Genomic DNA, 20576 nt, shown 5'->3' on the forward strand with positions numbered 1-20576 from the left:
AAAGCCATTTGTTGGTCTCTGTACCGCACAGCATAGACCTCACCGCTAGTTATCAATGTACAAGCCTTTGTATGCGATTTGCCCGAGCAGGAAGCCAACGCCAGCACTATTTTGCAGTCCCTCGTTGTCACCGGCCATTGTCAATACCGCGGGTGCGCCGCGAATCGCCATGCCGATCAGGTCCGGCTTCACAATTCCCATGATGAGAAGTTCACGATTGATACCCAAGAGCATCAGTGAGCCGGTACCTCCAAACAAATATCCAGCAGCGCCTTCGAGGTAGATCGTCCCACCTTCGAGACTTTTGGGATCTTGCAAGTCGATGCCTTTAAACGCCTCCGTCAGGAACAACGTGCCAACGCTATCAAAGGCAGTACTCGAACCTGACCCACTCAATTCGTCGTTCTTGATAACGAATTTCGGAAGCGCAAACTTTGGGATATGAAGCAACGAGGTTAATGAACTTGAAAAGTTTGGGCCAAACCCGCTGTAAAGATATTGGTATAGGTGTCTGGACCGATCATCGAGTACGAACATACCACTCTCCGCACTGAAAATGCCACAGCCAATGCCTCCGCCAGCACTCGTGTTGAACTGCCACTGGCTCTTTCTGAGAACCTTCAACGTTTCCTCCTGTTTTCTAAAGGCTCTCCTCGCAGTCCACTAGTGACGAATGCGGCTGCGAGAAACACAACGAATAGAGGCCATCGCCATAGATCGATAGCACTGTCGATCATTGCCGAGCCGTCAGGATCGTCGGGGCTATATCGAATCGGAACAACCTGACCAGCCTCGTAAGACCATGTTGTGCCAGTAGGCCGCTCAAAGTGCCGACCATCCTTCGCATCGAAGGCTATCTGCGGGTGGTGCCCCCCGGCATTCAGGCGTACGACCTTGCCGGTTACAACGACTGATGACAGACAAAACTCGATGACCGAGTAGACATAAAATGCTGCGCCCACTGACAGGCAAAGTCCTATCAACAGCGCGAAATAGTTTCGACACTTCACCGTTCAAGGTTCTCTTTGATGTCAAAGGTAGCGGTGACAGTGCCCGCGCTTGCGCCGATAGTGCTTTGCTGCACGTATTCCTGCTTGACGCGGGAAAATGACAGGCCTACATGCTCGTAACAGTTGTCGCCAAAAATGATTGGCTCCACAGACGTGATAACCGCATCGCCCATGGTGATTTTCAAAAAATCGAGAGGTACTCCGCCAGCTTTGCGCATGGACAGTACAACTCTGGGAATGTGTCTGCCGGTCAGGCAGTAACGCATCAGGTTCGGACTTGCCCGATCAATCTGATGCACGAACTCGAGATCGGCTATTGAGGCTTTGCCCGCTCCACCACCTGAGCCGGACATCATGCTCGACTGTTGAGAAATCTTCCATCGCCAGCTTGTTACTTCTATCTCGCCACGATGCTCCATGTCCTGCGATTCACCGCCGATACCGTCGATCTTGACAAACATATCCGCCATGTTCACGTCGCCTTGCAAAAGGGATGGAACATGGCTTGTAGCATATCCTGTTCGTGAAAATGTAAAGCGGTGTGAAATCGGGTGTTGTGATTTGTCGTGCATCGGGCCCTCCCGACTGGACAAGCGAGCGGGAGGTTCCCTCAACAGCCTACGGACCCTCACGCCGCATGCAACCCCCCACGCATCAACTGCCGCACACGCGACATATCCGCCTCGACGTGCCCCTGATGCTCGAACAGCTCAGCGAGCCAATCGACGAACGCACGCACGCGCGGCGACACGCGACGCCCTTTGACATAAGCAACGGACACAGGCATCGGCACCGGCTTCCACTGCGGCAGCACTTCGCGCAGCAGCCCCTTTTCGAGCAGCGGCTGCGCCGCGATCCGCGCGGGCTGGATCAACCCGAGCCCTTGCAAGCCGCAAGTCAGATACGCATGCTCGTCGCTGACCTTGATGAAGCCATTCACCTTCACGGTCAACGGACTCCCTCCGACGTCGAAGTCGAAATCGACGGCGCGGCCGTTGTGAGGCGACATGCAGTTCACCGCGACATGTCTCGACAGATCGTCGAGACTCTCCGGCATCCCATAGCGCTCCAGATACGCGGGGCTCGCGCACGTCACATGCTCCAGCGTGCCGAGTCGCCGCGCGGCTAGCCCTGAATCGGGCAACTCGCCCAATTGGATGCTGCAATCCACCGCCTCTCCGACGAGATCGACATTGCGATGGCTCACGCCGATCGCCAGATCGATGGCCGGATAGCGCTCGTGAAAATCGTCGAGCGCCGGCAAGACAATGGATGTCGCCACCGCGCCGGGCATTTCGACGCGCAGCCGTCCGCTCGGGTTGTCCTGCGTTTGACGCAAGCTTGCTTCCATCTCGTCGATATCGGCGAGAATCTGCGCGCAGCGTTCGTAATATGCCGCGCCCTCCGGCGTGAGGCTCAGACGCCGCGTCGTGCGCACGAGCAGCGCGGTGCCGAGCATTGCTTCCAGATTCTGCACAATCGTCGTCGCGGTCGCGCGGGGTATGTCGAGCGATTGCGCGGCGCGGGTAAAGCTATTGGTATCGACGATACGCATGAAGGTACGCATCGCCTGGATACGATCGATCACGGAACTCTCCTGTGTCGACCAGAGTTAGTGCTTCAGCGCTTACTCTGGTCCCATGCAAAGCGGTCGACCAGAGTTGGCGCTTTAGCACTTACTCTGGTCCCATGCAAGGCGGTCGACCAGAGTTGGCGCTTTAGCTGTCGGCAGGAGTTAGTGCCTCAGCACTTACTCCAGCCCCACGCAGAGCGCACTACCCCGGTCCCATGCAAAGCTCAAAAACGGGACATTCCACAACAAGACAAATCAGCAAGAAAAGCCACGGCATGCCCCGTCCCGTCGGGAAGGCGCGCCGGTACAGCAGATTCAAGAGCGATACAACGCGGGAAGCAGGGACAGGCCGCCGTCCTGCGCGGCCCGGGTGGAAGGGGTAAAGCGGTTGGGTCCTGCTGCCCGTTACTTCCGGAGCGAATCGAGATCGATGACGAAGCGGTATTTCACATCGCTCTTCAACATGCGCTCGTATGCTTCATTGATCTTCTGCATTGGAATCATCTCGATGTCCGAGGTGATGCCGTGCTTGCCGCAGAAGTCCAGCATTTCCTGCGTTTCGGCGATGCCGCCGATCAGCGATCCCGCGAGACGGCGGCGCTTCATGATCAGGTTGAACACTTGCGGCGACGGGTGATCGTGCTCCGGCGCACCCACCAGCGTCAGCGTGCCGTCACGCTTGAGCAGGTTGATGAACGGATTCAGATCGTGCTGCGCCGCGACCGTGTTCACGATCAGATCGAAGCTGTTCGCGTGCGCATCCATCTCCGCCTGGTTCTTCGAGATCACCACTTCGTCGGCGCCGAGGCGCTTCGCGTCGTCGATCTTCGACGGCGACGTCGTGAACAGCACGACGTGCGCGCCCATCGCATGCGCGAGCTTCACGCCCATGTGACCGAGGCCGCCCAGGCCGACGATGCCGACCTTCTTGCCCGGCCCCGCGCCCCACGTGCGCAGCGGCGAATACGTCGTGATGCCCGCGCACAGAAGCGGCGCGACGCCCGCGGGATCGAGGTTCTCCGGCACGCGCAGCACGAACGCCTCGTCGACGACGAGTTGCGTCGAATACCCGCCGTAAGTAACGGCGCCCGTCACGCGGTCCTGCCCGTTATACGTGCCGACGAAGCCGTTCTCGCAATACTGTTCGAGGCCTTCCTGGCAACTCGCGCAGGTACGGCACGAATCGACGAGACAGCCGACGCCGACCAGATCGCCGGCCTTGTACTTCGACACTTTCGGCCCAACTTTCGTCACTCGGCCGACGATCTCATGGCCGGGGACGACGGGGAACATCGTGTTCTTCCATTCGTTGCGAGCCTGATGCAGATCCGAATGGCAGACGCCGCAAAACAGGACTTCGATATGCACATCGTGTTCGCGCAACTCGCGACGCTGAAATTCGAACGGCGCGAGTTTCGATTGCGCGTCGGTTGCGGCGTAAGCGTGGGTCGTGGTCATGAAAGCTCCAATTCTGGTGATGCAATTCAGCGAGGCGTCACGCGCGTTGAAAACGCGCGGCGGGCGAATCTGTCGTGCGCCGAGGCACGCGGGAGTCCGTTGGAATATCCGTCCGATGAACGGGAAGGCGGCGGTGCGCGCTTCGCTTGCCTCGTGCGAGAGGCGATAGACGGCGGTGGTCGCGGACAGAAAGCGGGCTTTGCGACAGGGTTCCCATGGTAGGGATCGCACGCGCCCCAGGGAATACCTGAAGGTCTTGAAGACTTGCCTATTTCTCCTGGTGCCGTTCGCGGTAGGCCATTTAATGCTAGATTTCAAGCCATATTCTATGGCGCATCATGTACGCGTCGAACGGATTTAATCATGTCGGACACAAAATTTTCAAATACCGCGCTCGCGCAACGCACACCGCAGCAGCGCATGGTCGAACTATTGCGCACGCTCGCGCCGAACGAGGGCATGACGGACGCGCCGCTCGAAGGCGTCAAGTTCCTGCGCGCGAATCATCCGATGCCGCGCCGGCCCGTCATGTACGAGCCGAGCATCGTGATCGTCTGCCAGGGCAGAAAGCGCGGCTATCTCGGCGGCCACTCGTACATCTACGATGCGCAGCAATACCTGGTGCTCTCGGTGCCGCTGCCGTTCGAATGCGAGACGGAAGCGAGCATCGAAGAGCCGTTCCTCGGCATTTCGATTCGCGTCGACCTGACGATGGTCGCGGAACTTCTGATGCTGCTGAACGAAACGCATGGCGCCGTCGACAGCGAGCCGCGCGGCATCTACTCGACGCCGCTCGACCAGCCGTTGAGCGATGCCGTGCTGCGTCTGCTGGAAGCGCTGGTGTCGCCGTTCGATGCGCGGATTCTCGCGCCGTCGATCGTGCGCGAAATCTGCTACCGCGTGCTGACGGGCGTGCAGGGCGATGCGATCCGCGCGGCGCTCACGCATCAGCATCACTTTGGGCGCATCGCGAAGGCGCTGCGCCGAATTCACACCGAGTACGACGGCGCGCTGGATGTCGAGACGCTCGCGCGCGAGTCCGGCATGAGCCTCGCCGTGTTTCATGCGCAGTTCAAGAACGTCACGTCGACTTCGCCGATGCAGTACGTGAAGACGACACGTCTGCATCATGCGCGCCTGCTGATGGTGCAGGATGGGCTCAACGCGAGCGCGGCGGCTGCGCGCGTCGGTTACGAGAGCGCGTCGCAGTTCAGCCGCGAGTTCAAGCGGCTGTTCGGCCTCAGTCCCGTCGACGAAGTGAAGCGCATGCGCGGCACGCTGGACCCGGCCATTTCGGCGCCGCCGCAGCGGCCCGCCGCGCCCGTGCGCAAGTATGTGACGACGAACTGAAGCGTTGCGACCGGCTGCGCTGTGGCCGCGCGGTCACGCGCGGTCGTGGCAGCAGACGCAGAGCTTGTTGCCGTCGGCGTCGCGAAAGTACGCGCCGTAGTAGTTCGCGTGATACTCGGGGCGCAGTCCGGGCGGCCCTTCGCAGATGGCGCCGTGCGCGAGCGCCGTCGCGTGCATGCGATCGACGGTCGGCCGATCCGGTGCCAGCAGCGCGACCATATGGCCGTTGCCCGCGACGGCCGGCTGCCCGTCGAACGGCCTGCCGACCAGAAAGAGCGGCCGCGCGACGCCGGGTGTCATCCATCCTGCCCACGGCCTGTCGTCCTCGCGAAACTTCGGCACGAGGCCCAGTTCGCGCAATACAGCCGAATAGAACGCATACGCGCGCTCGAAATCGTTGACGCCGATGAACACGTGGGAAAGCATCGAAAGCGGCTCCTTTCGGATCGAAACCCATCCAGGCCCATCCAAACCCGTCAGGCAGGTAACGCCGATACCAGCATGACTGCTGATCTGGCTACGCGTGCGCAGCGTGACTACGATGGTCGTGCCGTCAACCAGATAACCCCGACGCGGAGCCTGACATCATGAAGCGTTTTCACATTGCACTGGCCGTTGCGAACCTCGACGAATCGATTGCCGACTATAGCCGCCGGCTCGGCCAGCCACCTTCGGCCGTGGTGCCGGGACAGTACGCGATGTGGCGCACCGATCTGCTCAACTTCTCGATCAACGAAAAGCCCGAAAAAGCAGGGCAATTGCGCCACGTCGGCTTCGAGGACGACTCGGCGGAAGGCTATTCGAGCAGCGTCGATGTGAACGGGCTCGAATGGGAGTTGTTTTCAGCGGCGGAGCAGGATCGCCGCATCGTCAGCGCATACGGCGTTCCCGCGCGTAGCTGAGCGCGCAACCGGGCAACCCACGCCGCTCAGTTGCTGCCCGTTTCCTGCGATGTGTAGTGAGCGCGCTTTTCCTCGTACATCAGCAGATCGGCGCGCTGCACGCCTTCTTCGATCCGCTCGCCGCGCTGCACCGTCGCGGCGCCCATCGAAAAGCTGATCGGCGAGCCCGGATAGAACTGGTTGTTCAGATCGACCAGCTGACGGATCGTGTCGATCATCGCCGCGCCACCGCGCTCGTCGGTGCCGGGCAGCAGGATCGCGAACTCGTCGCCGCCGATGCGCGCCGCGTTGAACGGCGTTTCCATCGCCTTCGCGAGCACTTCGCCGGCGCGGCGCAGCAGCGCGTCGCCGGCGGCATGGCCCAGCTGGTCGTTGACGCGTTTCAGGCCATTGAGGTCGGCCATGATGACCGTCACCGGGAACGGACCCTTGCGCTCCAGTCGGTTCAATTCGTCGACGTAGAACGAACGGTTGCGCAGTTTCGTCAGCACGTCGTGCTTGCCGAGAAACTCCAGGTACGCCTCGGCCTTCTTGCGCGCGGTGATATCGGTCAGCGCGACGAGCACGAGGTCCCACGTGCGCTCGTGGCCCGGCAGCACTGAGAATTGCAGGTGCACGTGCACCTCGTTTGCTTCGAGCGAATAGTTGAGCACTTCGCGCTGTTGAAAGAGCTTGCCGTCCCACAGATCGATCAACTGCTCGCGGAAGTGCGGGCGCATGTCGTCGCGGAACACTTCGGGCAGGCGGGACAGCAGCGTTCGCTTGTCAGGCGCGGCAAACATCTCCAGCGTGTGCCGGTTCACGTCGATCACGTGAATCTCGGCCATGCAGCGCTCGACGAATTCGGGGTGGACATCGGTGAACGTGCGGAAATCGGTGATGCCGGCGGCGCGCGCTTCGTCGAGCAGGCGCTTGACCGTGCTGAAATCCTCGACCCACAGCGACACGGGCGAATGCTCGAACAGCCCGCGCACGTGCTGTTCGGCGGCCGTCACGCGATGGCGCGCGTTTTCCAGCTCCGTGATGTCCTCCGTCGACACCAGCACGCGATCCCAGCGTTCTTCATGTCCCGGCAGGATCTTGCCCTTCAGCAGTATGTCGAGACGCCGCCCGCCGAGCGTGTAGTTGACGGTCTGGCTCGTGAAGTGCGGCTGGCCGGACCAAAGCTGGCACAGCTCTTCGAGGTGCGTCTTCAGCATGTCGTCGCGGAAGACGGTGGAAAGGTTGTCCGTCAGCGAGCTGAAATCGGCGGCTTCGAACAGCGACAGCGTCTTCTGGTTCACCTTGATCACGCGGATGCGGCTCGCGCATTCGGCGACGCGCCGCACGTCCTCGCCGATGTGCGCGCGCAGATCGGTCACGCCCTGCTCGCGCCACGCCTCGAACAGTGCCTTCACGCCGCTGAAGTCCTCTAGCCACAGCGCGACGGGGGCGAGATCGAACATTTCGGAGTCGTCGTCGGCTGTGCTGCGCGGGCTGGAGGAGTTGGGCATGACGGGTCCAGAATCGAAAGTGTCGCTATTCTACGGTGCCAAATTTCGATGCCCGGCGAAAAGAGCGGGCATACGGCGTTGGAATGGATGAGCGCACCGCATACGGGATAACGGCAGAGGGCGGCGAATCTACAGTCGCCGCCGTCGCGTGCCGATCAGGCGAGATGCGCCGCGAGCGCCGGAAAATCGTCGCGGTAAAGCGTGACGAGCCGCGCGGCGGTCTGATCGAGCCGATTCTGTTCAACCGATAAAGCGTCGTTCACGTCGTCGGCCAGTCTGCTCACGCTGACGGCCTTCGGCGAATCCGCGTCCTCCCATGTTTCGGCGAAGGCAGTCTGCTTGCAGGGCCGCGCGAGGTCGTCGTCATGCAGCAGATTGATGCGCGGCCGCGCAAACGCCATCGCGACGATCCGCCCATGCAGACTGCTGCCGAGATACGCGCGGCTGTGTGCGATCAGCGCGCAGATGTCCCAGATATTCAGCGAATCGAACACGTGGACACGCGCACCGTGCATGCGCGCGGCCGTACGCTCGAAGCACGACAGATCGTCGTGCCACGGCGCCGCGCCGGCACGAAAGAACACGATGGCAAGGCCGTGCGTTTGCGCGACGCGGTCCAGTTGCGCGGCGATTTGAGCGAGCGTCGCATCGTCGCCGAAATCGGCGCTGAACTGCACGGCGAGATAGCCGTCGGGCGCCGCTGCGCGTATCCGTTCGATGGCGGGCGTCGACGCGCGCTCGCGGATCGTATTGCCGAACAGGTCCGCCACCATGACGGCGCAATCGGGCACGAGCCGCGCGTCGACGCCGGACCGCGCGAGCCATGCCTGCGTGCGCGCATCGCGCACGGTGACGTCGTCGGCGGCGGCGAGCTTCGCGAGCACTTCGCCGCGCAGCGCGTCGTCGCGGCCGCTCAAGCCCACGCCGCCGATCGCATGAAAGAGCACGCGCGCGGCCGAGGGCAGCGTTTCCTTCGACCACACATACGGTGCATGCGCCTGCGTGCCGAGCACGCGATGCGCCCATGCAAGGCGATCGTGCGGATGCGACGCGATGAGCCGTTGCGCGTCGTCGGGCGATTGCAGCATCACGGCGGCTTCCCATGCGTCGCACGTGAGGATTTCTCCGCCGACGTGGATCAGATCGACCGCACGTTCGTGCATCTGCACAAGCGCTTCGACCCGATGGCCGCCATGCGCGCGCAGATCGCGGGCCGCGAGTCCCGCGAAGCGCACGCCGCGCTCCTCCAGCATGCTCGCGACGACGTGCGGAAACAGCATGTCGCCCAGATTGTGCCGGTCGAATGCGCCGAACAGTACGACGGGTAATGGCTTGCGCGTCGAGCCGTCATTTGACTTTCGCATTGCGATGCCCTACGAATCGATTTAACCGGTCGTCGGTTTATCGGTGCAAATGATCATACGAGTCACCGGAATCTGTACGGAGGGTACACGCAATTCGCGCATTGGCCACGTGAACGCGCATCGCGGCACAGCATGCGAACGGCACGCGCAATACGAGGAACACGTGTTTTCCGGCGAAGCCATTAGAAGCGCTTCGCCGTGAAAGCGGGCGACGATCTGTCGGCGGCGCACCGGCATCCCGGTGTGCCTCTTCGTGCCTGAAAAGAACAGGGGCAGCGTCATGTTCACTTACGTCATCGTGGTGGCCATCTCGGCCTTCATTCCCTATGTTGCGACACCCGCCGCCGAAGCCGGCGTCAACGCGATCGTCTCCCATCACGACGATACGGAATCGGGCGGCGCGAACGCGCCCGCGCAGATGCAAACGCTCGTCGCGCAAGACGGCGCGGTTGCCAGCGCTGCGCCCAGGAATGCGCATTGACAGCACACCCACGCCACACGTCGCATTACTCGATTGAGTCGAGGCGAGTCGGAACAAGGCGAAATGGGTTGGCTCCGATAGCGGGCCACAGCCTCTATTTGCCTTCGATCCGACGCGTCTTTTCGCGGCGCGCCACGCTCCCATATGGCCGCGCGGACCCTCTGCTGAAGAGAGTTTTGTCGCGCTGTACCATCGGCGTCGATGATCGAAACGACGTTGATGGGTGATTGTGCGCGCATCGGTATCGCGCTCTCCGCTTGCCCATTGTTTTCCTGTCGATCCACCCGCCGCATCGGCGGCGCAATGTGTCACCACCGAAAAGGAGCGAAGTTCAATGAGCACGATCACCACGAAGGATGGCACGCAGATTTTCTACAAGGACTGGGGCTCGGGCCGTCCCGTCGTCTTCTCGCATGGCTGGCCGCTCGATGCGGACGCGTGGGATGCGCAGATGCTGTTCCTGTTGCAGAAGGGCTTTCGCGTGATCGCACACGATCGTCGTGGACATGGCCGCTCGGGCCAGCCGTCGAACGGCAATGATATGGACACGTACGCCGACGATCTCGCCGAACTGCTCGACGCACTCGATATTCAGGGTGCGACGCTCGTCGGGCATTCGACGGGTGGCGGCGAAGTCGCGCACTACATCGGTCGTCACGGCACGAAGCGCGTCGCGAAGGCGGTGCTGATCGGCGCCGTGCCGCCGTTGATGCTGAAGACGGCCGCGAATCCCGGCGGCCTGCCGCTGGACGTGTTCGACGGCATCCGCAAGGGCGTGGCCGACAACCGCTCGCAGTTCTACAAGGACCTCGCGAATCCGTTCTTCGGCTTCAACCGTCCGAACGCAAAAGTGTCGCAAGGCACGATCGACGCGTTCTGGGCGCAGGGCATGGCGGGCGGCATTCATGGCCAGTATCAGTGCATCCGCGAGTTCTCCGAGGTCGACTACACGGAAGACCTGAAGAAGTTCGACGTGCCGACGCTGATCCTGCACGGCAGCGACGACCAGATCGTGCCGATCGACGCGGCGGGCAGGAAGGCGGCGGAGATCGTGAAGAACGCAACGTTCAAGGTCTACGAGGGCAGCCCGCACGGCATGTGCGTGACGGAGGCGGACAAGGTCAACGCCGATCTGCTTGCGTTCATCAACGGCTAGGCGCGCTTGCACGCCGTATGCGATGGCGGCGCATCCTTTGCGGGATGCGCCGTTCTTTTATTCAACGCCACGGTCTGTCGCGTGATACGGATACACGGGCGTTTCCGATTCGTTTCCGACGCGATAACATCGCATCCATCGCGACTCCACGAACGGAACATGACCATCTACGTTGCGCTGTTGCGGGCCGTCAATGTCGGCGGCACCGGCAAGCTGCCGATGACCGAGCTTCGCCGGCTATGCGAAGAAGCGGGCTTCATCGACGTTCGCACGTACATTGCGAGCGGCAATGTCGTATTCGAGAGCAAGCTCGCTAGGCGCGCGGCGCAAGCGGCGCTCGAAAGCCGTCTCGAAGCCTATGCGGGCAAGCCCGTGGGCGTGCTGATCCGCACGGGCAAGGAAATGGCGGACGTGCTGCACGCCAATCCGTTCAGCGACGAAGCGCCGAACCGCACCGTTGCGATCTTTCTCGATGGCCCGCCGCCCGCCGATACGCTCGAACACATGACCGGCCAGGGAAACGAAAAGGTCGCGCTCGGCAAGCAGGAAATCTACGTGCATTACGGCGAAGGGATGGCGAACTCGAAACTGAAGATTCCCGCCGCGAAAACGGGGACCGCGCGCAATATCAACACGATCGCGACGCTGGCGGAATGGGCCGCGCAATGACGGCGAGCAGTGGCGGCGAGCAATGGCCAGGCCCGCTGCGGCCGATACGGCTTGTTGCTACACTGCGCGTTGCCGGTACTTCGTTGCAGCACGTCTCTTGCACCACCTTTCGTTTCCTGCTTGCGCTTCGCTCATGAAACCGTCCCTGCTCGTACTGACTTCCCTTCCCGACGACAATCGCGAGCGCATCGCCGCTTCGTTTGACATCCTCTATGCGCCCACGCACGAAGCGCGCGCCAAGTCGATCGCGAAGCACGGCGCGACGATTCGCGCGGTGCTGACCAATGGCACGACGGGCTTGAGCGCGAGTGAAGTCGACCGGTTGCCCGCGCTCGAACTGGTGAGCGCATTGGGTGCGGGCTATGAGAACATCGCGACGGATCATGCGCGCACACGCGGCATCGTGCTCACGAACGGCGCGGGCGCCAATGACGATTGCGTCGCCGATCACGCGTTTGCATTGCTGCTGGCCGTCGTGCGCGATGTACCTCAGCGCGACCGCGCGACACGCGACGGCATCTGGCGTGATGCATTGCCGTTGCGGCCCTCGGTGTCGGGCAAGCGGCTCGGCGTCATCGGTCTTGGACGTATCGGCGAGAAAGTGGCGCGCCGCGCGGCCGGTTTCGATATCGACGTCGCTTATCACAACCGCAAGCCGCGCGACGGCGTGACGTTGCGCTACTTCGACAACCTGCGCGATCTCGCGCGCTGGAGCGACTATCTCGTCGTGGCGACGCCGGGCGGCGCGGGCACGCATCATCTGATCGACGCGCATGTGCTCGAAGCTTTGGGGCCGACCGGTTTTCTCGTCAACGTGTCGCGCGGCAGCGTCGTGGATACGGATGCCCTTGCGCATGCATTGAAGAGTGGCGCGATTGCGGGAGCGGGGCTCGACGTGTACGAAAGCGAGCCGCATCCGCCACAGGCGCTGCTGCATCTGAACAACATCGTGCTCACACCGCATGTGGCGGGCACGTCGCCGGAAGCGAACGCGGCCTGTGTCGATACTTTCATCGAGAACGCCACGCGCCACTTTGCGGGCGAAGACGTGCTCACGCCCATTTGACTCACGCTCATCGGATTGCTCACCACGCGAGGACCTCACACATATGGCCAAACATACGGCACTGATCGAATGGAGCAGTAACGGCAGCCCGTTCACCGACAACCGCTATAGCCGCGCGCATCGCTGGACGTTCGACGGCGGCGCGGTCGTGCCCGCATCGAGTTCGCCGCACGTGGTGCGCGTGCCGTTCTCCGATCCGGCGGGTGTCGATCCCGAAGAGGCATACGTCGCGGCATTGTCGAGTTGCCACATGCTGTGGTTTCTGTCGATTGCAGCTGGCGAAGGTTATGTCGTGACCTCGTATCGCGACGAAGCCGAAGGCACGATGGCGAAGAACGAAGCAGGCAAGGAAGTGGTGACACGTGTCGTGCTGAAACCGGCCGTTGCATTTGCGGGCTCGAAAGCGCCGAGCGATGATGCGCTCCACCATCTGCATCATCTCGCGCATGATGCGTGTTTTCTGGCGAACTCGGTGAAGACGGTGATCGATGTCGAGGGAACGTGGAGCTTCGACGCAGCGGGTTGAGCGGCAGCGCGGCTTATCGCTGCGTTTGGCCGTGCGAGCGCAGGCAACAAAAAAAGGCCGGTCCCGTGAGGGCCGGCCCGAAAGGATTCTGGCCTTTCCGAGGGCCATTGCCAGAACCCGAGAGAATTGCCATTGTCCGGGCGCCTCCTGAAGATTTGCTTAACTGCGACGTGATTCGCTACGCAACTGGCGACGGCATCGCGTTCGAGTCGCGCGCTGTCACCGACATGTGGAACTGCACGCACAATAAAAGAGTCGTTATGTCGTGGTTGCAACTGTGACATTCTTCATCTCTGTGTGGATGGTCGATTTCGGGGCATCAGCGTCGCTTAAGTTTTGCAGGCTAAAATCGCAGTGCGAGTTGTGTGGTTCATCAGGTAAGCATGTCACTTTTGGACTCGACCCATTCAGAATTACCGACCCTCACTGCACATCACGCGCCACCTTCAGTACTTTTCTCGCTACTCGGCAATCGAATGGGGAAGAACTTCCGCGCCCCATGCACGCCCGTCTGAGGCTGTGTCCCGGCCGCCACAGTAAATCGTGTCTTATGTAAAGGATCGTTACCTGGAGGTCGACCTGGGCCTCCGCGCGATCCCTACCGCCAAACTTTTTTCCCCTTTGGAAACGTGCGTTTGCGCGCGGACTGCGTGCACAGGGCGCTCAAAATCGCCAACGTGTAGTCGCGATTCGACGTTTTCAAACAGTAACAACCGTTGATGCATAACGGGTCGCGATTCCGTTAATTTTTGAGTAACCGATCGCGAACGAATTCCCGGGGACGTAATGCTGTCGGTACATGTCGACCAATCGAGGCGGGAAAACCGATTACATCATGGACCTCAAGCTAAAGCGGCTCTATCACGTGTGCAACCCTGAACTGGCGTGCCTCGACGGCAATTTGCCGTCTGAGTTATGGCGTATTCGCTGCATCGACGTTCGCGAGAGGCAAGGCACTGCGTTGCTTGCCGATGAACGGGCGGCCGGTTTGATCGAGTTCTCGTCGCTGACCATTCCGGACGATCTGAACGAAGTCGACGTACTGACAAAAGCAAGTGCTGAAATCAGCTGGGTCGCCGTCGTCACCAAGGCGCATCTGAACGACCCGGAAATACGCCGGATCGTGCGCACGCGCTGCGTGAACTGCATTACGCTGCCCGCTGCCGCCGAGCTGATCGCGCAGACCATCGATCGCGTGTATGAATCGTCGACGGGGGATGGCGACGAACGCAAGAGCACGGACGACGACTCGCCGGCGATGATCGGCGCGTGCGCCGCGATGACCGACGTGCGCGCGGCGATCCGGCGCGCGTGCGAGCACGAGCGGCCCGTGATGATCGTCGGCGAATCGGGAAGCGGCAAGACGATGACGGCAACGGCGATCCATTCGGGGTCCGTGCGCCGCGATGGACCATGGGTATCGATCCATTGCGCGGCCTACACGCCCGAGCGGCTCGTGGCCGAACTATTTGGCGACGGGGAGAGCGAAGTCGAAGGGGGCAATCGGCGATCCCGCCTGGAAATGGCGGAGGGCGGCTCACTGTATATAGACGGCATCTGCGAACTGCCGCTCGCGGCGCAACAACGTCTCGCAGATCTGCTCGACAGCGGGCCGCGCAATGTGCGCATCATCTGCTCGACACACTTCGACTTGCAACGCGCGAAAGAGGAACATCGTCTGCATCCGCGCCTTGTTGCGTTGTTCGCGGGGAACACGATCACGCTTCCGGCGCTGCGCGATCGCGGCGCCGATATCCGTTTGCTCGCTTCGTGGTTGCTGATGAGCTTTCGCTCCGATTCGCGTCATGGTGTGCAAGGTTTTTCCGTCTGCGCATGGGAAGCACTCGACACGCACACATGGCCCGGCAACGTGCAGGAGCTGATCAACCGCATCCGGCGCGCGATCGTGGTCGGCAGAGGCCAGTTGATTACGGCTGCGGATCTGGGCTTCGACAAGGTCGCCCAGGGCCCGCTGCTGAGGCCAGCCGACGAGACGGATGAGGTTCCCGAGTGGGCCGCCGTCGAACTCGCAGTCGCACGCAACCAGGGCCAGCTCGATGCAGCCGCGACCGAGCTGCACATTTCGAGAGTCCTGCTCTCGCGCATGCTCGCGTCGGACTGCAAGCGGGTCGCGCCGACGGACGCCTTGCTACAGGCGGATTCCGCGTAAGCCGGAGCCAGGCCGCTTGTGCGCTTGCTGAAGTGCGCTTCACGAACAGTTACACAAACCATTTTTGTGTAGCACCTGGCGACATCCCCACGCGCTATGCTTTATCCATGCCGCTCGCGCGTAGCGGCGGTCTTTGCTGTCATTTTTCAAAAGGAATTCTTTGCTAGTTTTTATGCCGCTTTTTTGCGGGATTCACCAATGTATTTCGTCGTTATTTCGTTCACTGTGAGCCATGAAAGAGCCCTATCGCGCTGTTATCCGTTATCCGCGTAATGACTCAGGTCGTGACTTCGTCGTGGGCGACATTCATGGCTGCTTCGGACAATTACGCGCAGAACTCGAAGCCCGCCATTTCGACCCACGGCGTGACCGGCTTTTTGCCGTCGGCGACCTCGTCGATCGAGGGCCGGACTCCGATTGCGTGCTGGAAGCCGTGGAGCGCTATCGCATCAAGTCCGTAAAGGGCAATCACGAAGATGTCATCGTGCGCTGGCATCACGGCGAAGAGCAGGCGCTCTCGCTGCTGGGCAACGGCGCGAACTGGCTGCTCGATCGCGCCGAGGACATGGACTGGATCGACCGCATCGCCGACTACATGGCGTCGCTGCCGTATGTGATCGAAATCGAAACGGAACACGGCATCGTCGGCATCGTGCACGCGGATTCGCCCACGTCGGACTGGACGACGTTCGTGCGTGAAATCGAACGCGAGTCGCCCAATGGCTCGATGCGCCGCAAGGCCATCTGGGCGCGCACGCGCTGGAAGACGTATCAGCCGCATCCCGAGCCTTCGCGCAGCACGTTGCGAGGATTGCTCGACAGGGCGAAGCGAAGCGTGCGCTCGCACGCGCATGCAACGGGGCGCGTCGACAACGTGACGGCCGTGATCGTCGGCCATACGCCTGTGTCCGGCGTTACCGCGAAAGACAACGTGATCAATATCGACACGGGCGCCGTATACGGCGGCAAGCTCACGGTCATGGATCTCGCGGACGTGCCGCAGTGGGTCGACGTGTTCGACCGTTCGTCCGTTGGTGCATCGGAGGCTGTTCGACAAGAGCCCATTCATGAAGAACAGGGTCATAAGGAGCCTGCTCATAAAGAGCCGGTTCATGAAGAGCCGGTTCGTCATGAGCCTGCGATGTCGGAGCGTTTGATTCGACGCAATCCCGGGCTCGCACCCGAGCCCGTGGCTGAAAAAGCCTCGGTTGAAGCTGAAGCGGCACCCGTGGCGGCCGAGCCGCCCGCGATGGCGGAGAGCGCCGCTGCCGCTCAGAGTCCTGCCACGACGGCCGCTGCAAGTCCCGTCATCGAGCAGAGCGTCGCGGACGACGCGCCGCAACTCGCGCCCGAATCTCAGCCCAAACGGGAGCCGTTGACGTCTTTTGCATCGGGCGGCATGCACATCACAGTGCGCATGAGCCTGCACACCTTTGTGAACGACGGGCGTCCAGCTGCCGATACTGCGGACCCACATCGGCGGTAGTCCGCTGCCGCGACATCGGATCGCGTGCCGCCGCGCGGGTTCGACGCCGGCCGCGATCGGCGGCATTCAGTGCGCCGCATCCATCCCTAGACGCTTGAGCAGATCGCGGCCGCGCGCGCTGATCTGCAACGCAGTCGTGCCGCCGCGATCGCGCACTTCGACGAGTTCGTAATGACGCAAAGCGAGCACATCGGGGTCGAGCGATTCGAGACGGTGCTCATTGCTGTTCAACAGCATGAGCGTCGCGATTTCGTGAGGGCTCAACATCGGGACACCTCCATAGTCGAGTGAGCGATCAGTCCCGCACATGCTAGTTGGACGCCGCTACAGTTTGACTACGGATGTGTTTCATGACGTTACGCCGTTACAGGTTTGACAATCGTGAAAGGACGCGCCTTGCGCACGAGCGCGCGATCATGTGCGGAACGCGGCTCGAAAGATGGCGCGCGGCTGTAACAGGCTTACGCGCGAGTAAGCCCGATACAGCAAACGGAAAGCCCGTTGACGATCGACAATACGCGCGGCCGACGCGGGGCCGCAGATCAGCGGGCATCGTCGACGGCGACGCGATAGTCGTCCGCGGCGTCGTCATCGACCTGTGACACGAGCGTTTCGAGCGACAGGCCCTTTGTCTCGATGCCCATCACCCACACGGCGAGCGCCGCGACACCGAACGACAGCGCGCCGAGCGTGAACACACCGCCTTGTCCGAAGACGGGCAGCACGACGCCGACCGCATAGGGGCCGATCAGCGAGCCGACACGGCCGATCGCCGACGCGAAGCCCGAACCGGTGGCCCGCGCGCCTGTGCCGTACAGTTCGGGCGTGTAGGTATATAGCGCGGCCCACATGCCGAACAGGAAGAACTGCATCGCGAGGCCCGTGCAGATCAGCAGCGTCACGCTGTCCGCGTGCAGCGCCGTCTGTCCGTACAGATAGGCCATGATGCCGCCGCCCGCCAGCGACGCGATACAGGTCGGCTTGCGGCCCCAGCGTTCGACGAGCCATGCGGCGCACAGAAAGCCGGGCACGCCGCCGAGCGAAATGAGCACCGTATAGAGCACCGATTTCGTCACGGCGAAGCCCGCCTGCTGCATCAATGCGCCGAGCCATGACGTGAGGCCATAGAAGCCGAGCAGCGCGAAGAACCACAGCGCCCAGACCATGATCGTGCGCCTGCGGTACGCCGCGCTCCAGATTTCGCGAAACGCGCCATGTTTCGAACGCGGGGCGGGATCGGCGCGCATCGACGGCGCGGGCAGCGAGCGGATGCCTTTCGACTTCATCACCTTCGCTTCGATCTGCTCGAGCACGGCATCGGCTTGCGCCTCGCGTCCGCGATGTTCGAGCCAGCGCGGCGACTCGGGCACGATGCGGCGCACGATCAGCACGAAGACGGCGGGAATCGCGAGCAATGCGAACACCGTGCGCCAGCCGAATTGCGGCAGCACGAAGAACGACACGCAGCCGGCCGCGATGAAGCCCAATGGCCAGAAGCCGTCCATCAGCGCGACGAGACGTCCGCGCGAGGCCGTCGGCACGAACTCGGAGAGGAGCGTCTGCGCGATCGGGAACTCCATCCCCATGCCGATGCCGAGCAGCACGCGATACACGATCAATGCGTCGACGCTTTGCGCCGTCGAGCACAGATACGATGCGAGGCCCCACAGCACCATGCTCCACTGGAACACGGGCCGGCGCCCGAAGCGATCGGCGAACAGGCCCGCGACGGCGGCGCCCAGCACCATGCCGAAGAAGCTCGCGCTGGCGACGAGCCCGGCCATCGCGCTCGACAGGCCGAACTCGGTCTTGATCGAGCCGAGCACGAAGGTCATCGTGCCCAGATCGACGGAGTCGAAAAAGAACGCGATCGCGATGATGATGAAGATGGTGCGGTGATAGCCCGAGAAAGGAAGGCGTTCGAGACGCGCGGCGGCGCTGGGCCTTTTCGTGGACAAAGAGACGGATGAAGAAGCGTTGGTCGGCATGGCATCCTCGAATGGATGAAGGAAGAGGCCGGTGTTCTGTTGCTCCGGTCCGCTCCAGTAGACGCCGCCATTAATCCGTCATATAGAACAGATTCGGCATTGCAGTGGAACGTGTGCGTCATCGGCTGACGACGCACACGGCCCGTCGATGCCCGTCAATGCGTATGCGTTGCCATGCTCCGTGCCTGTGCATGCGCAACGATAGTCGCGCCACGCGCCGGTGCGCCGTTCGCCACATAGTAGGGCGCGGTCGAGCGCGCGAGCGGCTTGCGTCCGCGAATTCGATCGGCGATTTTTTCCGCGAGCATGATGGTCGGCGCATTCAGGTTGCCCGTCGTGATGCGCGGCATGATCGATGCATCGACGACGCGCAGGCCTTCGAGACCATGCACGCGTCCTTCGCTATCGACGACGGCCATGTTGTCGTAGCCCATCGCGCACGAGCACGACGGATGGTACGCGGTCTCCGCGCGCGCACGCACGAACGCGTCGATCTGCGCATCGGTTTGCAGCTCCGCGCCGGGGCTCAGCTCGCGGCCGCGAAAACGGTCGAGTGCCGGTTGCGCGATGATCTCGCGCGTAATGCGGATCGCGTCGCGGAACTCGCGCCAGTCGAGCGCTTCGGCCATGTAGTTGAAGAGAATCGACGGATGCTCGCGCGGATCGCGCGAACGCAGCTTCACGCGGCCGCGGCTCGGCGAGCGCATCGAGCCGACGTGCGCCTGGAAGCCGTGCATTCTGATCGCGTTCGTGCCGTTGTAGTTGATCGCGACGGGCAGGAAGTGATACTGGATGTTCGGCCACGGGTCGTCGTCACGCGTGCGAATGAAGCCGCCCGCCTCGAAATGATTGCTCGCGCCGATGCCCGTGCCCTTCAGCATCCATTCGATGCCGATCGCGGGCTGATTGCGCAGCAGCAGCGCGGGATAGAGCGACACGGGCTCCTTGCACTCGTACTGCATGTACATCTCGAGGTGATCCTGCAAGTTCTGGCCCACGCCGGGAAGATCGAGCACGACGGGAATGTCAAATTCGCGCAGCCACGCGCCGGGGCCGACGCCCGAGCGTTGCAGGATCTGCGGCGACGCGATCGCGCCGCTACAGAGCAGCACTTCGCGGCGCGCATGCACGGTGATCTGCGCCTGACCGTCCAGATACACGACGCCTTGTGCGCGCTTGCCGCTAAAGAGAATGCGATCGGTGGTTGCGTGCGTGACGATCGTGAGGTTCGCGCGCTGCTTCGCCTGATCCAGGTAGCCGCGCGCGGTGCTGGCGCGGCGGCCGTTCGCCGTCACCGTGCGGTCCATCGGGCCGAAGCCTTCCTGCCGATAGCCATTGAGGTCGTCGGTGCGCGGATAGCCGGCCTGCACGCCTGCTTCGATCATCGCTTCGAAGAGGGGATTCACACCGGGCTTGCTGGTCGTCACATGCACGGGGCCGTCGCCGCCGTGATAGTCGTTCGCGCCGATATCGCGCGTCTCGGCCTTGCGGAAATACGGCAGGCAATTCAGATAGGTCCAGTTTTCAAGGCCTTTTCTTTCGGCCCAGCCGTCGTAGTCGAGCGCGTTGCCGCGGATATAGCACATGCCGTTGATCAGCGACGAGCCGCCCAGCCCCTTGCCGCGTCCGCATTCCATGCGTCGATTGTTCATGAACGGCTCGGGGTCCGTTTCATAGGCCCAGTTGTAGCGGCGTCCCTGCAACGGATACGCGAGCGCCGCGGGCATCTGCGTGCGAAAGTCGAAGCGGTAGTCGGGACCGCCCGCTTCGAGCAGCAGCACGGTCACGTCGCGGTCTTCCGTCAGACGGGTGGCGAGCACATTGCCCGCCGATCCCGCACCGATGATGATGTAGTCGTACTCTTTCGCTGCCATGCTGCGCTCC

General features: G+C 62.2%; 19 protein-coding genes. 9 read left to right on the forward strand and 10 right to left on the reverse strand.

Annotated features, from left to right (window positions below):
- Positions 1-45: 45 nt before the first annotated feature.
- The 4 genes from BN2476_RS08635 to BN2476_RS08660 form a co-directional block, all read right to left on the reverse strand.
- Positions 46-624 carry a hypothetical protein gene (locus BN2476_RS08635; RefSeq protein ID WP_143810924.1) on the reverse strand — a complete coding sequence of 193 codons (579 nt, stop codon included), beginning with the start codon at positions 622-624 and terminating at the stop codon, positions 46-48.
- 382 nt (positions 625-1006) lie between these two features.
- Positions 1007-1480: an Hcp family type VI secretion system effector gene (locus tag BN2476_RS08645; protein ID WP_087733741.1), complete on the reverse strand. Its 474-nt coding sequence runs from the start codon at positions 1478-1480 to the stop codon at positions 1007-1009.
- A gap of 158 nt (positions 1481-1638) precedes the next feature.
- Positions 1639-2598 carry a LysR family transcriptional regulator gene (locus BN2476_RS08650; RefSeq protein WP_087733742.1) on the reverse strand — a complete coding sequence of 320 codons (960 nt, stop codon included), beginning with the start codon at positions 2596-2598 and terminating at the stop codon, positions 1639-1641.
- A gap of 390 nt (positions 2599-2988) precedes the next feature.
- On the reverse strand, positions 2989-4041 hold the full coding sequence (locus tag BN2476_RS08660; RefSeq protein ID WP_087733743.1) for an NAD(P)-dependent alcohol dehydrogenase: 1053 nt from the start codon (positions 4039-4041) through the stop codon (positions 2989-2991).
- Between the two features lie 363 nt (positions 4042-4404).
- On the opposite strand from BN2476_RS08660, the gene BN2476_RS08665 reads away from it, so the two are divergent.
- Positions 4405-5391: an AraC family transcriptional regulator gene (locus BN2476_RS08665; protein WP_087733744.1), complete on the forward strand. Its 987-nt coding sequence runs from the start codon at positions 4405-4407 to the stop codon at positions 5389-5391.
- A gap of 33 nt (positions 5392-5424) precedes the next feature.
- Here BN2476_RS08665 and BN2476_RS08670 read toward each other — a convergent pair whose 3' ends face one another.
- The gene (locus tag BN2476_RS08670; RefSeq protein ID WP_087733745.1) at positions 5425-5817 is read right to left on the reverse strand and encodes a VOC family protein; all 393 of its coding nucleotides are present in this window, start codon (positions 5815-5817) and stop codon (positions 5425-5427) included.
- Positions 5818-5978: 161 nt separating this feature from the next.
- On the opposite strand from BN2476_RS08670, the gene BN2476_RS08675 reads away from it, so the two are divergent.
- A complete protein-coding gene (locus BN2476_RS08675; RefSeq protein WP_087733746.1) occupies positions 5979-6293 on the forward strand; it encodes a VOC family protein in 315 nt (104 codons plus the stop codon).
- Positions 6294-6319: 26 nt separating this feature from the next.
- Here the strand turns inward: BN2476_RS08675 and BN2476_RS08680 are convergent, their stop codons facing one another.
- Complete coding sequence (locus BN2476_RS08680) at positions 6320-7786, reverse strand: sensor domain-containing diguanylate cyclase (protein WP_087733747.1); 1467 nt, start codon at positions 7784-7786, stop codon at positions 6320-6322.
- Between the two features lie 155 nt (positions 7787-7941).
- Positions 7942-9150, reverse strand: a complete 1209-nt coding sequence (locus BN2476_RS08685) for a polysaccharide pyruvyl transferase family protein (protein ID WP_087733748.1) — start codon at positions 9148-9150, stop codon at positions 7942-7944.
- A 280-nt stretch (positions 9151-9430) separates the two neighbouring features.
- Between BN2476_RS08685 and BN2476_RS08690 the strand changes: the two genes are divergently transcribed.
- The 7 genes from BN2476_RS08690 to BN2476_RS08720 all read left to right on the forward strand — a co-directional run bounded on the left by BN2476_RS08690 (position 9431) and on the right by BN2476_RS08720 (position 16704).
- Positions 9431-9631, forward strand: a complete 201-nt coding sequence (locus tag BN2476_RS08690) for a hypothetical protein (RefSeq protein ID WP_087733749.1) — start codon at positions 9431-9433, stop codon at positions 9629-9631.
- A gap of 334 nt (positions 9632-9965) precedes the next feature.
- A complete protein-coding gene (locus tag BN2476_RS08695) occupies positions 9966-10787 on the forward strand; it encodes an alpha/beta fold hydrolase (protein ID WP_087733750.1) in 822 nt (273 codons plus the stop codon).
- A gap of 159 nt (positions 10788-10946) precedes the next feature.
- A complete protein-coding gene (locus BN2476_RS08700; protein ID WP_087733751.1) occupies positions 10947-11456 on the forward strand; it encodes a DUF1697 domain-containing protein in 510 nt (169 codons plus the stop codon).
- A 133-nt stretch (positions 11457-11589) separates the two neighbouring features.
- Entirely contained in the window at positions 11590-12522 is a 933-nt protein-coding gene (locus BN2476_RS08705) for a 2-hydroxyacid dehydrogenase (RefSeq protein ID WP_087733752.1), read from the forward strand.
- Positions 12523-12565: 43 nt separating this feature from the next.
- Positions 12566-13048, forward strand: a complete 483-nt coding sequence (locus BN2476_RS08710) for an OsmC family protein (protein ID WP_087733753.1) — start codon at positions 12566-12568, stop codon at positions 13046-13048.
- Positions 13049-13883: 835 nt separating this feature from the next.
- Positions 13884-15218, forward strand: coding sequence for a sigma-54 dependent transcriptional regulator (locus tag BN2476_RS08715; protein ID WP_087733754.1), 1335 nt, complete (start codon positions 13884-13886; stop codon positions 15216-15218).
- 295 nt (positions 15219-15513) lie between these two features.
- On the forward strand, positions 15514-16704 hold the full coding sequence (locus BN2476_RS08720) for a metallophosphoesterase (RefSeq protein WP_235850766.1): 1191 nt from the start codon (positions 15514-15516) through the stop codon (positions 16702-16704).
- A gap of 66 nt (positions 16705-16770) precedes the next feature.
- Here BN2476_RS08720 and BN2476_RS08725 read toward each other — a convergent pair whose 3' ends face one another.
- The 3 genes from BN2476_RS08725 to betA all read right to left on the reverse strand — a co-directional run bounded on the left by BN2476_RS08725 (position 16771) and on the right by betA (position 20566).
- On the reverse strand, positions 16771-16971 hold the full coding sequence (locus BN2476_RS08725; protein ID WP_087733756.1) for a hypothetical protein: 201 nt from the start codon (positions 16969-16971) through the stop codon (positions 16771-16773).
- Positions 16972-17246: 275 nt separating this feature from the next.
- Entirely contained in the window at positions 17247-18692 is a 1446-nt protein-coding gene (locus BN2476_RS08730; protein WP_087733757.1) for an MFS transporter, read from the reverse strand.
- 155 nt (positions 18693-18847) lie between these two features.
- Positions 18848-20566 carry a choline dehydrogenase gene (gene betA, locus BN2476_RS08735; protein ID WP_087733758.1) on the reverse strand — a complete coding sequence of 573 codons (1719 nt, stop codon included), beginning with the start codon at positions 20564-20566 and terminating at the stop codon, positions 18848-18850.
- Positions 20567-20576: the final 10 nt, after the last annotated feature.

Origin of the sequence: Paraburkholderia piptadeniae, assembly GCF_900007165.1 — a bacterium.
GTDB lineage: Bacteria > Pseudomonadota > Gammaproteobacteria > Burkholderiales > Burkholderiaceae > Paraburkholderia > Paraburkholderia piptadeniae.